12 protein-coding genes are annotated in these 15,280 nt (G+C 55.9%); 5 read left to right on the top strand and 7 right to left on the bottom strand.

All coding sequences use genetic code 11. From position 1 onward, the window contains the following. Positions 1 to 164: 164 nt before the first annotated feature. From QA600_RS18550 to QA600_RS18520, 7 genes are all read right to left on the bottom strand, one after another. Positions 165 to 3,842, bottom strand: a complete 3,678-nt coding sequence (locus QA600_RS18550) for an ATP-binding protein (protein ID WP_278293416.1) — start codon at positions 3,840 to 3,842, stop codon at positions 165 to 167. 152 nt (positions 3,843 to 3,994) lie between these two features. Further along, complete coding sequence (locus QA600_RS18545; RefSeq protein WP_278293415.1) at positions 3,995 to 4,783, bottom strand: hypothetical protein; 789 nt, start codon at positions 4,781 to 4,783, stop codon at positions 3,995 to 3,997. Between the two features lie 79 nt (positions 4,784 to 4,862). Continuing rightward, entirely contained in the window at positions 4,863 to 7,265 is a 2,403-nt protein-coding gene (locus QA600_RS18540; RefSeq protein WP_278293414.1) for an S-layer protein, read from the bottom strand. A 627-nt stretch (positions 7,266 to 7,892) separates the two neighbouring features. Beyond that, complete coding sequence (locus QA600_RS18535; protein WP_278293413.1) at positions 7,893 to 8,549, bottom strand: hypothetical protein; 657 nt, start codon at positions 8,547 to 8,549, stop codon at positions 7,893 to 7,895. Between the two features lie 5 nt (positions 8,550 to 8,554). After that, on the bottom strand, positions 8,555 to 9,556 hold the full coding sequence (locus tag QA600_RS18530) for a DUF932 domain-containing protein (RefSeq protein ID WP_278293412.1): 1,002 nt from the start codon (positions 9,554 to 9,556) through the stop codon (positions 8,555 to 8,557). A 220-nt stretch (positions 9,557 to 9,776) separates the two neighbouring features. After that, on the bottom strand, positions 9,777 to 11,576 hold the full coding sequence (locus tag QA600_RS18525; RefSeq protein ID WP_278293411.1) for a hypothetical protein: 1,800 nt from the start codon (positions 11,574 to 11,576) through the stop codon (positions 9,777 to 9,779). Positions 11,577 to 11,685: 109 nt separating this feature from the next. Continuing rightward, complete coding sequence (locus tag QA600_RS18520) at positions 11,686 to 12,147, bottom strand: winged helix-turn-helix domain-containing protein (protein WP_278293410.1); 462 nt, start codon at positions 12,145 to 12,147, stop codon at positions 11,686 to 11,688. 206 nt (positions 12,148 to 12,353) lie between these two features. Between QA600_RS18520 and QA600_RS18515 the strand changes: the two genes are divergently transcribed. Genes QA600_RS18515 through QA600_RS18495 form a run of 5 tightly spaced genes read left to right on the top strand, consistent with a single transcriptional unit; the run spans position 12,354 to position 15,246 of the window. Beyond that, a complete protein-coding gene (locus tag QA600_RS18515; protein WP_278293409.1) occupies positions 12,354 to 12,671 on the top strand; it encodes a hypothetical protein in 318 nt (105 codons plus the stop codon). 54 nt (positions 12,672 to 12,725) lie between these two features. Further along, a complete protein-coding gene (locus QA600_RS18510; RefSeq protein ID WP_278293408.1) occupies positions 12,726 to 13,196 on the top strand; it encodes a hypothetical protein in 471 nt (156 codons plus the stop codon). Beyond that, positions 13,193 to 14,632: a ThiF family adenylyltransferase gene (locus tag QA600_RS18505; protein ID WP_278293407.1), complete on the top strand. Its 1,440-nt coding sequence runs from the start codon at positions 13,193 to 13,195 to the stop codon at positions 14,630 to 14,632. The genes QA600_RS18510 and QA600_RS18505 overlap by 4 nt, the downstream gene beginning before the upstream one ends. Then, a complete protein-coding gene (locus tag QA600_RS18500; protein ID WP_278293406.1) occupies positions 14,629 to 15,066 on the top strand; it encodes a hypothetical protein in 438 nt (145 codons plus the stop codon). Before QA600_RS18505 ends, QA600_RS18500 begins: the two co-directional genes overlap by 4 nt. Before the next feature lie 9 nt (positions 15,067 to 15,075). Next, positions 15,076 to 15,246, top strand: coding sequence for a hypothetical protein (locus QA600_RS18495; protein ID WP_278293405.1), 171 nt, complete (start codon positions 15,076 to 15,078; stop codon positions 15,244 to 15,246). Positions 15,247 to 15,280 lie beyond the last annotated feature (34 nt).

The following is a 15,280-nucleotide window of genomic DNA, read 5'->3' as shown; positions in this document are numbered from 1 at the left end:
TCGGTCTCCTCTCTGTGCCCGGTGTTAACTGTCTCAACTGACTTAGTGTGCCAGGGCATTGTTGCATCGTGGTATTATTGCTACAGAGATATCACTGGGGATAGACGGTGTTTCGTATCCTTCGGACTGATCAGAGGGTTCACGATTAGCGGTCCTTCTGTATACTAGCGGTCGAAAGCTTGGTTCATCCGCTTGATATCGTCTAATAGGTACTGCTCGGCTTCCTCGGCGAACCGGCGGACACTGACCGGGAGACTGGAATCGTCCTGCCAGCGGCGAACCGTCTCGAGTTCCGTCGAGTTCCGGTCGCCGGAGATCATGCCCATCTCTCCATCATTACTTAATGCGATGAGCACACTGGCACGGACGTCATCGGCATCTTGGAGATCCTCGACGCCCTCTGTCAGAACTGCTAAGAGTAACTCCTCAATCGCATTGGACAAAGTGAATTGTTTGCAGTAGTCGCCGATTTCAGCAAGTTGAGCCGCATCACAGTAAGGAATTCTCTCGATAAGCCCGGTGGTAACATCGTCCGTCGGAAACACGGTTAAGAGATCAGAATACAGATCGGCATGGTAGTCCGGATTCAGGATGAGGGTTACCAGTTGATCGACGGCAGCTGCGTATTCATCGCTGCGTTGCATACGTGCCGTATCAACATCAAGATACGTCGGTAACAGGGAGCCGCCCATATCTCCTTGGTCATAACGCGCACGACAGAATTCGACGAACTGCTTTGGATACCGGGCAGCTGCCTCGGCAATAACCTTAGAAAGGGTACCTGGCGCGGTACTGAATCCGTCCTGCTCCTCCGCATAGGCCATAACTGCCATGATGATCGCTTCATCCACGTGCTGGAGCGCCGTTGTATCACGACAGGGAAGCACTTCTAAAAGGGCGGTTATAGCCTGAGTATCCAATGACTGTGTCTCCTCAAGAAGGGTAAGAAGCTGTGATTCCGTCCATGTCTGGTGGTCCTGCCACTGTCCGTACAGAACATTGGCCATGTTCACCGTGAAGTCCACTGAGTACGGTTGATGTTCCTGAAGCAGCTGCTCTACTTGGTTGACTGCGAATCCCCGCCGCGTGTTGATAAGCACCCGTAGCCCGGCACAGCCCAAGTCATACCGGCCGTTATCAATGAACTCCTGAACAAGTGTTTCTCCCGCATCAGGACGGGCCGTACAGAACCCGCTCACAATATCGGGATGGTAGTCCTGTAACCCCGACTCTTCGCCGCTCACCAGCTTTCGCCCCGCAGTAGGACACTCCGCGCCGAGCAGTCTAAAGAAGCGGTGGAACGATGTGCCAGAGTAGTTTTCCACAACGGTGGTAAATAGCTCTCGGTTGACTGTAACATCAATCCCCTGAAGATACTCTCTGATCGCGGCTTCCTGTTCCTCCATTCGCCCCCGCTCGTCTCGTGGCCGCTTCTGAGGTTTCATCTGGAGCAGGGTCTGGTAGCCATCGTGCTGAGTCAGCTGCGATTCAAGCCCCGTAACATGGTCTTCGATTCCCAGGTCAGCAGCCAGGTCTGTCTCCACCAGATTACTGAACTGGTCAACACAATTCAGATTATCTGCCCCCGCAACGTACTGGACCGCGAAATCATAGATACGGGTCAGTTCCTCTGCATTGTATACTGTTCCGGTTTCATAGAAGTGCTGGGCTTGTGACTGGTAAAACCCGGTAAGTGTCTCTGTTGCCTTTTGTAGCAAGGGTGCTGAATCGGTGCTCTCTATAACCTCGATCAGCAGGTTAACCGCATCCATGCGGAGGGCTTGGCGGTCATCGGTAACTGGAACAGGACCTCGCCGGAGTTGGACCACATCTGGGTTGAGCGGGTCCACAAAGTGATCATTGACGTGGCTCCGGGACGGGGCTGCGACGAGATCCAGCAACTCCAGCCGTATCTCGAGCGGAATCTCTTCGTTGTGAATATAGGTGCTGATAACGGACAGCATCTGGCGCTGCGTAGTCGGGTCTCGACTCCATCCCGGCTCGAGTTCTTGCCGCAGCTTTTGGGTGATGTCATCGGTGATCCCGCTGTGTTCCCTGTAGAGCACGTGCAGTTCCAGTAACAGCTCTGTTGCTGCCGCTGGTTCCTGGGATAGGGCATTATGCAGAATAGAGATAGCTGCCAGACACAGGTTCCCGGCTGTACTCGGTGCTTTGAGGAGACGACGCTGTAGTTCCTCGCTGTCGTCTGTTTCAGGGAGTTCCTCGGTGAGTGCAGCCCGGACCAGGTCTATTCCCCACACCGGTTTTGCTGCACCCAGGATCTCGAACTGGCGAAGAAGTTCTGTCCGCGCCGCCAACCCGTACTCGGTCATCTGATCCATGTGGTCGGTCACCACGGCGTTGACGACAGCGCCGGCGTCCCGGCAGTCGTATCGATGCTCGATAACGAGTAACGTATTGATCTGTTCTTTCAGGGTGTGTTCGCTGAACACGTCGAATACTTGTGCCTGGTAGTCGCGGCCCGTTTCGGTGAAGAACGAGGTATAGACGATGTATTCCTGTAACGCATCGGGTTCTACCGTTAGCTGACTACCTGATGTATCAACTAATCCGGTTGTTTCGGTCAAAATGGCGCGGTACCGTGGCTCCTCAACCGGGTCGATTCCGATGGCCCCGCAAAACGCATCCACCATTGCCGTATCTTCGGTCTGTAACTTGCCTACTGCAGCCAAGTACCGGAGATATTCTTCGGCTTTCTGTGGATCGCCGACACTGCGCTGCTTTGCTGCTGCGGTCACGTCCCGGACCGTATCATCGAACACCCACTGGAGCACTTCACTGTCAGCCAGGGGATCTTTTTCGACCGATCCCTGCTGGCGAACCTGATCGGCCAACAGATGGGCGATCTGGGGCCGCCCCTCACTTACCTGGATAATCCAGTCCTGGGTCGGCGGGTCTATGATCTGGTAGTATTCCCGGAGAACGTTCCTGACGCTGTCTGAATCGAGTGGAGGAAGGTCATAGACCGTATGACCAAGTGCAAACCGGTTCGCACGTTCTCGTAAGGGCTGCACGAAGTAGGATCGTTCCGTAAAGACCAGTTTGACATCTGGCCGGTACTGATCTGCGATAGCAAACAGCCGCTCTACTTGGTCGACATCCCGTGCATCATCGATAAACAAGATGATCTTTTCCTCATCGTTGAAGTCGATTTCATGGAGGCCGTCGTCGATGTTTCCCGCATGGATATCTGTCGTCAGAACCCGCCACTTCGGATAACTGGCTTGGATATGGAGCCCTGCTTCGACCACGAGCCGGGTTTTTCCAACGCCGGCAGGCCCACTGATAACGAAAACGGCCTGATCTGAGTCGACGAACTCAAAGAAATCCTCGACGGCGTCTTCCCTCCCGTAAAACGGTAGATCGTATCGCTCCTTGGGATGGTCTCCGGCCAGCTGTTTGGCGAACCGGTCCTCTATCGGACTGAAGATCGTATATCCCTTCTCGGTATGGACACGGCCAGCTACTTTCCGCAGGTCGAACAGTATCTCCTCTTGACCCTCCTGAAGTTCGGTGGCATACTGGAAGATCCGCTGCGAATAACACAGTAACAGTTTCCGCCCAACCTCCGGCTGCTGCCCGATCTCCTGTTCAAGATACTCCAGAAACTCCTCAACCAGTTCCTCTGGCGTTGCTTCGACTTCAGATCCCAACATATCGGCATCAAACGCGTCAGCTACCTGTCTCGGTGTAATCACCGACCCCCCTGATTCAAACTCTTCAACTAACCCTGCAACCTGCTCATCCTGAAAAATCGCCGGAAAGACCTCTGGCTCTAATGCATCATGGTTTTCGGCAACCCGACTTGCTGCTGTCTCCACTGGATCCTCCAGGAAGACCATCTCATGAGCTTTCTGACCGACACGCCGAGCTGTAGCAGACGCAAGAAGACTCGTACCGAGTGACGCAGGATCCATCCTACATCCCTATAGGCACGAAAATCATATATTCCTACTGTCTATCCCCCTCCCGATTACTTCCCAGATGATTTCTGGACCCCGGCCTTCTCCTTCGCTGCCTGCCAGGATCCGAAGCGCCGCCGGTACGTTGACGAGTTCGGATAGTCCGGGGCAGCATCCATCGCGTTCTCCGTCAGTGTTCCTGTGACCTCGGCGGCGCGTTGCCGTAACAAGTCCAGCAGCTCCGCATCCGTGTATGAGTCCGGGCGTGGTGTCTCGCCTTTCCCGATCGTGGTCAACCCGGCCTGTTCTTTGGCGGCGTTCCATGACCCGAATCGGCGTTCGAACGTTGTCGGGTCCGGGTAGTCCTCGGTTTCTTCTACGTCCCGTTTGAGCAGTGGCCGGTCCAGGTCTGCGGCCAAGTCTTGGAGCATGGCTAGTAGTTCTCCATCCGTGTACCTGGGCCGGGTGTCGTCTTCGGCGATCGTGGTCAATCCAGCCTGTTCTTTGGCGGCGTTCCAGGAGCCGAACCGGCGTTTGTAGGTCTGGGCAGAGGGATAGCCGTCGGCGTCCTGCATCTCCTGTTTGGTCACCGAGCCATCGCCGCGGAGTTCGGTGTCCAGTTGCCGCAGCAGGTCCAGTAGTTCTGTATCAGAATACGATCCTTGGCCGCGTTGTTGGAACGTGGTGAGGCCGGCCGCGTCTTTAGCCGCGTTCCACGATCCGAACTCGTTCTTGAACCGGGATACTGGCGGTGCATCTGTTCTGTCTCGGATATCCACGATCCGCGGTGAGTGTCCCAGCTCCTCCGTTAATCGTTGGAGGTATTCGAGGAGGTCGTCACGGGAGTACTGCTGTGTCATCGGGCATCAGTCTGTAAGGGAAGAAATGAGAGGCGGGCCGGCAAGGCCCAGCCCCTCGGGAAATGTGTGTTCACCGATGCTACTGTTCTGTGTCGAACTGTGCTTCGGTCAGGACCAGTCGCTGATCGTTGTCAGCCAACGTGTCAGCGTTCGTCCTGTGCTGTGCGATGTACTGGGATGCACCGCGTGTGTCGTCAGCTGCGTAACCAGCAACAACCATCGCGTGCTGTCCAGTACTGAACGCGTCTTCAACGATCTCAATGACCGCACCAGACTGATCGTCCTCAACATCACTGAGGTCGATGTCACCGTCATCGTACAGCTCTTGGGTCAACGTGTTGACCGCCGGACCACCAACCAAGATCAAGTGGTTGTTGTCCCGGACAGACTCAGTCTCTTCCTCGTCAAGCATTGCCATGTCAGGCAGATCACTCTGCTCGGCAACAGTCTCAACGGTTTCTCCACTGGTTTCGGTGGTGTCCGTTGAACCGAGTGCGACTGACAGTTCGAGCTGCTCTTCAGGGTGGCTCAGTGCCACTTCATCAGAGTCGTCGAAGGTGACGTGTGTCCCGTGATTGGTCATCGACTCATCCTGATCAGCGTCGAAGTCCCAATTGGTGTTGTCACCTTGTTCATCATCGCTGTCGTCGTGGAGGAAGACCTCATAGATCTCACCTGCATCGACATCTTCAGCGCCAACGTGGTTGTCATCTTCGAAGACTGTCAGAACGTATCCTCGTTCTTCTGTGTCTTCGTCGGACTCAGACAGTGCAATGACACCACCGTCTTCTGGATTAACAGCATCCAGATCCGATGCGGCGACAGTGACACCGTAGTCACCAAGCGTCTCATCGCCTTCCTCCAGGTCGTCTGCAGCGAGGTCGTGGAGTGTCAGGACACCTTGTCGGTAGGTGGTGAGATAGTTGGCTTCACCATCAGCGATAGATGTGCCTTCAAGATGACCTGGAAGAACTGGCCCAGAACCATCTTCAGCGTCACTGACAATGCTGATGCTATCTGCATTACCGTCATCGAGAGACACTTCGACGCTGAATCCGTCACCACGGAACGTGTAGGTGCCGCTTCCAGAGTCTTCTTCGATGGTTTGTTCTCGGTCACCGTACTCGAAGTCGATATCGACTCCGTCGCCACCAGAATCATCCCAGGTGTTGACGTCCATGTAGAGTGGAACGCCTTCATCGTCGTCGGTTGCGACGATTACGTACCCGTCATCTTCATTGGTTGTCAAGTCACTGAGTGTTGAGATGTCTTCGAGTGCGAAGTTGTGGTGGACGTTGTTGGCGTCGTAGAAGTCCAGCTCCATGTCTTCTTGGATGGAGATGTCTTCAGCGTCCGCGTCATCGAGTCCGAGGTTCTCGACTGTGAAGTAGTCGTTCGGTCCTGCGAAGGATTCTCCCGGAGCGAGTGCATGTACTTCGTTTTCGTCCAGTTCCTCATCGTCGTCATCTTCGACGATCACGAACTCTACGTTGGCCATAAGGTCAACGCTGACAACCGCTTCGTCGTCTGCGGTGGTTTCGAAGTAGAAGTTGTAGTCCTCGTCCATCCAGAACGCTTCACCGTTTTCCTGTTCGATTTCGGTGAGTGTCGTGTCCAGGTGGACCTGATCCAGTGCGTCACCGAACCAGATGTCGTCGACTTCGATGACGAACTCATTGTCGTCTCCGAACTCTTCACGAGGATTGTCACTCTCATCGAGTGTGGCACTGGTCACGAAAGATCCGTCTTCGTAGACATCAACTCGTACCGCTGGACTGTCTCCCCGGTCAACGTCGATGATCTCGACGGTCCAGACACCGTGCTCGATTTCGTCGCCAGCTGCGAGATTGCGGTGCTCAAGCTGTGCACCCAGTTCGAGGTCATCACTGTCGAGAGCGGTCACTTCGTACGTTTCGCCGAGCAGGTAGATTGCCTCACCTTCTTCGACACCTGCACCATAGTCAGCTGTGTACTGGATAGGGTAATCGTTTTCACCCAAGTCTCCTTCTCCTGTCAGTCGTACTTCTGCGTCGAGTTCTTCTTCGACGTCAGTTGCAACGACTGCACCACCTTCTGATCCCATGCTGACGATTGCTTCTTCTGTGACTCGGAGGTTGTCGTCTTCATCGTACTCGTAGTACGTTTCGAACTGTGAGTACGCGTCTCCGACATCAAAATCAACTTCGCCACGGATGGCGGTTTCTTCGATTTCTCCGTCGACATCGTGAGCGATGCCGCCTTCGATTTCGGTTTCTTCTGTTTGTACTGCTGCGTGGCCGAGTGCTGCTGCGATGTTAACCGCACCAACGACGTCGGCTACTTGTCCTGTTGATCCCACAACGATCTGGGAGGCGACTTCGCCGTCCTCCACAAATGGTTCTGGGAAGTCGGAGAGTGATGCTGCGGCACCGACTGATAGTCCGACCATCAGTCCGGATGCTGCAACGGCTCCGACCTTCTTGATTGAGTTCTTGACTTTCATTGTGTTGATTCACCTAATTTGATTTGATTGTGGTTCAACCAGTTGTGTTCTGGTTGCTCCGGGAGTTATTTTTGGGATCGGGCCCGGAGCGGTCGCCGATCCTGGGTACCCATTCGGGTATAGGTAGTGATGCCCCCGAATGGAGGGCACCTGGTAAGTAGGTTCCACGAAAAGTGGAGGTGGAACACTTACAACCTGTACAGTACTTGATAAAGACCTTTTAAGTACCTTAGGACGGAAATGTTCATCGCACAGCCAAAGACGCATGTAAAACACGTTATTTCCGCATAGATTGTTTACGAACCCGTGAAACCGTTTCTGCGGCCACGAAAACACGTCAATCGTGGAAGCAACGCGTTCAGACCGGAAACCCGGATTTGACCGATTGCATGGCTCCAGCCACGAACGAACCACGTACAACCCTGCGTTCACCGATTGAAGACCTAAGAAACTTTTAATTTCTCCCGATACCGGGCTCCAGCGGTACAAGGCGGTGTCCGCTCACCCGGGTATCCGACCACCCCAGTTCCCAGAGCACGATCCCCGGTTACAGCCACCGTCAAATCCACTGTATCTTCCCGCTGTAGTTCGTCTTCAACCAGGTACAAGGCAGACGTTGACCCGGGTTTAGAGGCCGTTATCATCGAGGTCGGTGTCAGTCACCGGTGTTGCACCCTGGTTGACGGCCTGCTCGACCGCGGCCTGGTCCTGCATCAAGAAGATGTGGACCCGATCACGGCTCTGCTGGAGCACCGACCGTTTGAACAGGACAGTTGGATGCTCCCGGTACTTTGGGTAGACAACGCAGAACGGCCGGACATCCCGGATGAGCACCGGTTCAAACCCGGCCTCCTCCAATATCGTTTGGACGTCCTCGAATGCGTGGTCTGGGACCTCGAACCGGGATTGATCCCCGTTGTAGTACGATCGCAACGCCTCGAACACCGATTTTTCCTCGAAGTAGTGCTTGAACAGGTACGCATCGTTGACCGCAAACACTTTCACCGGCTCCCGGTTCTCCCCGCCAATAACCCGTTCCAAGAGGTCGCGGACCGTCTCCTGGAGGCGGGTGCTGCGACTGGCTGGCTGCCAGTCCTGTGTGTCCCGATCGAACTCGACCGGTGTCCACTCGATGGTATAGCCGGCACCTGCCCGTTCCGGCCGCACCCACACCTCAAGATGCTGATCGTGGTCAACGAGCACATCCGCAAGTATCTGCGGAATATCGTCTCGCATCACCCCGCCGACCGCCCGGCCATCCGTATCATCGTGGTCCGCACTCACCGGTCTCACCGTTCCCCCGCATGGGTCTCGATCAGGGTTTGCAACGTTTCCTCTTCATCGTCCCAGTACGGCTCTGTTTCGTCCTCGACGTACGCGTCAAGCCGGCGTTCGACTGCGCTCTGTCCCAGGTCCGTCGCCTCCGGTACCGCGCCCTGGTGATCCAGCAACCGGGCCGCCTGTTTGAGGCCCTGCTCCCGGCTGTCCGGCTCGATCCCCGGTGCATGGGTCAGTGCCCGTGTCGCCGCATTGTACGTGTCGTACAGCGTCGGCCGATCCTGCTCCATGTCAAGCTCTGTCTCCAATGCCTCCTCCAGTGTTGCCAGCGGCTCATCCCCTGGGAGGTACGTGTCGATATTGAGATCGGTCAGCACCAGCAGGGCTTCATCCTGGTTCACCAGTTCCTGGGCGGCTGCCGCCTGAATCCGGTCTTCTACGTCCTCCACCCCGTTCACGATACTGTCGTACGCATGCTCGAACAACGCATAGTTCAACGGCTCGCTGTGGGTCTGACTGAACTGCTTCTCCGCATCGAACGACATCATCCCGTTCGAACAGACCACCCGGACCGCCCCGATATCATGATGCAACCCATGCATCCCGGTGTGCGCGTGGGACGTCCGCTTCCCTAATTCGTAGACATCACCCTCCACCGGTTCCACCTCCAGGCCCTCCAGATTCGTGTACACCGTTAGTTTCCGGCCGTCCGCTGACTCCCGGATATACCCTTTCGGCCGTACCGTATCCCGGTACTGTTCCAGGGCATGGACCTCATACTCGATGATCTCCGCCGGCTGAAACACGTGATAATACTTCGAACTGGCCGAGACATCCCCGACCGGCCCACTATTTGTCCACAACGAATCCCGGTACGGTAACTCGGCCCACTCATCCGCATCGTCATGGTACGCATAGATATCGTGCCGCTCAACCGCTGCCAGCTCCTGTTTCAACTCTTCGAATTCAGTGATCCCATCGAACGTGTGCAGTTGTCCTGTCAGTGGTATCACCCAGACAGAGCACGGGGTCCTGTACAATCAAAGCCGTATGGAAACACCCGGGTTCGGATGCCGGGTATTTGATCTATGAGTCATGTTCGATACCTTTCGACGCTGGTCCGTTTTAGTCGCTTTCCTTGTTTTGAAGGTGCTAATCCCTTTCATTAAGATTATGTCTTCCTGATATCTGTGGTATAGATTTGGTTCGGTTTCTGTAACTAGAGAGGGATAGCTAAATCATTGTATTGTCTTGAGAAAGCCTCTCTTGCTCGGTTTCAACGGCAGCGCGGAACTCAGGAATCCAGCCTTCGTAATCGGTTACGAGGTCGGTTTCTATCCAGGAGAGCAATGGTTCCGGTTCGAGAATCGAATCATGCCAAGCATCTGGTTGGAACGGATAGTGAAACGGGTCATCTGTCTCGCCTCTGCTCGTCTGCTCCAGCTTTTGTTCGATCTTATCGAAAGCAGTACTGAGAACTTCATCGGACTCTTGTGAAATCGATGCGAGATTAGCGATCCACGGCCGTTCAACGGTTTCGTTCTCCAGTTCCGTTGCCGCAACCTGCCAATCAGCGCGACCCTCTTGTCTGGAGACCGCGAAGGATGCGTGAATCGCAGCGATAGCGAGATCTGTAGCGTACTCAGGAACACCTTCACGGACTGCAGTGATACAGGTCCAGTGCCAGATGTCTGAAAGCTCCTGAGAAACAGAGAACCTATTTTCTTTCTCCGGACTGATCTCACTACTGATAATCGCTGCTGTTGTTTCCATCAGTATTGCCCGACAGACTCTAATCCCCTGCAAATAGTTCCGAATAGTCGCAGGAGTCTCTTCACCTCGAGAATCCTTCAGTAACGACCAGTCGATATCTACCTCATCAGTGGAAGAACATGCACCCAGTATGACCTCTTGATGCCTGATAACATCTCTTTGATACGCAATTGCACCGTTTACATGTCGTTCATTCGTTTCACCACCCAAGAACGTCTCTCCAATAGCAGAACCCGGATATTGCATACCCGCTGCTAGAATAACCAATGCATCCTCACGGAAAAGACGTCCTGACCCCATCATCGCCAGTTCAAAACCGATAGCACCATTGTCTGTTGCTGGACTACGCCGAGCAAAATCGGATAGACCGAATACTGCATATTTGAAAAGTTGACCGGAAATATCCGAATCACTCCATAACATCTTAGCAACTACTTCCCCGAATCGTACATTAACCAATAAAAGCGATTCCCCTAAATCGTATTCCTCTGCCCCAAACGCTTGGAGCGCAAGGAAAGGCACATACTCCCTGACCGGTGCCATAAACACCGTAGCATCCATATCTGAACCAAGATCCGATAACTCACCGTCCTCTTTACGAGCAGCAAGCGTATCCAAGAGAATCTGTGAAAAACTGTCTACACCTCGCCTTGCCGTTTCCCAATCTTTTCTCGATACCGCCGTTACTATAGCCGTATACAAGGGGTATAGTGGATGTGGACTAGATTCATCCTCCGCCAGATCTACGTATCGTAGAGGACTCATCGACGACTGGAACGTATCTATCGCCCCTTCCGGTGTACTTTGCTCGAAGACGAATACGGTAAGTCCATACAATGATACAAATCCGACCAATGTCAATCCGGCACTTAGTAGAACGCTACTCGTCATCCACTGTGCCGACTCTGCCGGTGTAACAAGTAATAATCCAAGGTTTATGGATACTGATGCAATAAAGACACCGATCGTAAAATGAAAAATACGGGCCTGTAACAGGATCGTTGCTAACCAGGGTGAAGAAAGCCAACTAATAAATTGAATCCCCACCACTAAAATCGTAAGCACAAGCGCAAGAACTCCACCCTGAATCCCTGTTAACGTCGTGAGAAACGCACGGATATTTTCTACAGGAATATCCTGAATCACCTGGCCTAAACCAATCACTGCAACCAAGATCACCCCAGAAACAACATATATCCAAACTGGTATTTTCCCCGGCCGGGCATACCTACTTGAACTGAACGAAATCTTCGACCACATCAACCATCACACCCTTATAACGAGCTGACACTACAAAGCCTCATAGCCTATCTGACAAAACCTGAGAGAACCCCATCTACTTTACCCCTACGCTTCATCCACACCTTCCTCATCCGTCCTCTCTGTCTAATTCTTCAACTCCTTTCTCAGAAACCCGATCCCACTTCCGGTTTGTTACCGCTTTCTCCCGTGTCGCTTCATCCAACGGCACGTCTTCGAACTCGGCTTGTGCTTCGGCCTCGGCCGCGTCCGCCTGCTGCATCGCCTGGTACAAGGGTTCGCTGTGTTCGTCGAGGAAGGCGGCGAAGAACTGGCCGAACGGCGTCAACGCGTAGTGCTGGTCCGTTTCCTGCGGCCGGTACACCAGGTCGGCCTCGATTAGTGTCTCGACGTGTTTCTGGATGGCACTCCGGGAGTAGTCGAACTCGTCCCCGACCGCGGTCAGCGGCCGGTCCGTATCCGCGGCCAGCGACTCAAGAATCGCGATCCGAACCCGATGCGAGAGCCCGGTGAACAGGGCGGCCACCGTCTCCCACCGTGCCACTTGGTCCCCAGTATCGGCGTCGTCCATACCCGCCGGGTTCCCACCCCAACCGGTTAAGTATACTGAACAGTTGTACTACCCGCTTTCCTTGTGGTATCCTGTTTCGGGTACGCCTGTCAGGCTGTTCCCGATTCGCCACGTCCCTGCCAAATCGGCATAACTCTAGCGAACATCAAAACCTTTTCGACAACTTCACCCAAAGGTTTATCGACTACGGCGTGGTGTATGTTGGCATGGGAGAGAAACCCTCAGATGATGGCGGGCTACCGATGCCGGAGACGGACCGTGGGCAGCCACCGAAGCAGACACGGCCGGTAACAGATCCTGATATGAAAACGGTGCAGGTGAAAGGCCGCCGCGTCCAGCTCAGTCAGGAAATGACGGTTCGCGACCTGAAGGACCGGGTAGATGTGAGCGAGGATAACCTGGCGTACCTCCGGTCCGGCGATGAACTGAAAGCGTTGAATGATGACGACCGGCCGTACCAGCACGTGGACGACGGGGACCGGCTGACGTTCCGGCCTGGCGCGAAAAAGAATCCGTTCGGCTAACCCCTAAACAGGGGGTCCGAACGTTCGGACCAGTAATATTTCCAACGCAAGGTAATGGACACAGCACGACTTCGCGCGGAAATCACCGCACTGGCCAAAAACTACTACGTTGCCCGGAACACCGAGCTCCAGGCCTACGAACTCCGGGACTTCCACTATCCCGAGGGATGGGTTCTCCGGGACCGTCGGCGCTGGCAGCGTCATCCCGGCGTCCCTCGTGGCCCACCCTATGTGGCCCCGTTACTCGTCCGGATCCCTGATAGCTACCCGTACAGCCAGCCGTACGCCTACATCCCGCGCAGCCTTGAGTACACCGAGGGCCGGGTCACCCACCTGTTAACGAAAACACCGGACCCGGCCTGGCTACCGTGGTGCGTCCGCGATCTCGACTGGGATCCAGCCGAACACAACATCCCCTGGCTCCTCGGATTGCTCCAGGTCGCATTCAGCCACCCTGATGTCCCGGACCCGACCAGCCATCTGGCCGTCTCCCGGCCCGAAGACTACCGGGCGCCACAGCGATGACCACTGTTCGTATCCCCGCTGACGCCATCACCACGCTCCAGGACACGCTACTCCAAGACGACCGGGAACGCATCGCGTTCTGCCCGTGTTCTGCCAGCGGTGATTCCCTGCTCGTGTCATCCGTTGATCCGGTCCCTGCCGACGAGATGGCCGTCATGACACCGACCCGGTGTGCGGTTACCGAGGCCACCGATCGCCAGTTCATCGAGCACTGCCTGGCTACCGATCGTCACCCGCTTATCGTTCATAGCCATCCTGCCGGCCCGGACAGGTTCACCGATCAGGACCAGGACGCGATCGCCGCCTACACCTGGATCACCGACCTCGTGGATGACCTGACCATCCTGTTCGGCGTCCTCACCCCGTCCCAGTTCCATATCACGCAATGGGATCCGGCGACCGAGACACCCGTCCCGGTTCCCGCCCGGATCATCGGCGCCTGGACCCTCAGCGACCCTCCAGAGATACAGCCGACAACCGAGACAGAGACCGATACCGTGGATCCAGCGGTGTACGACCGGAACATCCGGTGTTTCCTCGAACCGGGGCAGCAGGCACTGGCCGACACGCATGTCGCTGTCGTCGGCTGCGGCGGGATCGGCAGCCTGCTCGCCCAACACCTCGCCGGCCTCGGCGTCCAAACGGTAACGTTCATCGACCCGGACCAAATCGAGTCCAGCAACCTCCCCCGGATCCCGCAGGCCCGGCAGGGCGACACCGGCGCGTACAAAGTCTCCATCCTCCAGGAACAGTACGTCCAACGCGTCCCGGATGCCGCGACGACCGCCGTGACCACCCCGGTCCAAGACGCCGCCTCGTACCTCCAAGACGTGGACGTGATCCTTGCCGGTCTCGACCGGATCACACCCCGGATGTGGCTTAACCGGTACGCCACCGAGCACCTGACTCCGTACATCGATGCCGGCAGCCGCATCGACATCACAGACGACCAGGTGACCGACATGGCCGCCTACATCCAGACCATCGCCCCAGGCACGGACACCGCCTGCTTCGACTGCCTCGACCGCGGCGACACCGAAACAATGCGCCGCGAACACCTCTCCCGGGACGAACTGGAAGACGAGGTCGAACAAGGGTATATCGCCGAAACCGCCCTCAGCCCGGAACCGGCCGTCATCCATCTCAACGGCATCGCCGCCAGCCTCGCGGCCGAAACCCTCACCAAACTGGTCACCGGCTACGACACCCCGCCCAGTTTCCTCCACTACGACGGCCTCCACAACGACCTGGCCCGCCTCACAACCCACCGCAACACCCACTGCTATACATGCACCCGATTCACCGCAACCGGCGACACCACTCCCCCGGCCGACGATCCTGAGATCGACCTTCCACGTCCCAGGTCTGCACAGACTGACACCCAGTCGGTGTACCAGATTCCGGACGCGGTCACCGCCTACTTCGATCACCTATGATTACACCGATCCCCCTGCTGATCCCGTCTCTCGGGACGTGGGCCCTGCTCATCGTTGCCCTGACCGTGATCGCCACTCTCCTCCCGAAACCCGTTGTCGCCCTGTCCCTGTTCGCAAGCGTCGGCTACGCCATCCTGGTCTTGTTACCCGCCAACGACGCCGGGCTCATCTCGTCCCCGTTGACCGTGATGATGATCCTCGCGCTCCTGCTCCCGGCAGTCATCTACACCGTCCGGGGTGCCGCCGAACGCAACGGCCAACCCCACCTGCTGCGCCAACTCGCTGCCCGCAACGACCCTGGCCCCGGTCCGCCCCAAGGCCAGCACCCACCGAACCATGATCCACAACAGGACTACCCCGTTACACCCCAAGAAGGCGACTTTACCACCGACTTCGAAGACGACGTCGATACCATCGACGACTTCCGCACCTAACCCAGGGCCATGATCGACGCTGTCATCGGCGCCATCATCCTCCTCGCACTACTCTGGGGCACCGCCGAACTCACCGCTGACCCCGGCGACAACGAGACTCCGCCCTCGCTTTGGAGCGATCTCCTCTTGGCACTCGCTTTCGTCTACATCCTGCGGTACCTCCGCCAGCATCAGGACTGACCACAACTTCTCTCCTCTTGCGAGATGATTGTCC

This window comes from Natronococcus sp. A-GB1, assembly GCF_029688845.1.
Classification (GTDB): Archaea; Halobacteriota; Halobacteria; order Halobacteriales; family Natrialbaceae; genus Natronococcus.
This window is presented reverse-complemented; position numbering and strand designations above follow the sequence as displayed.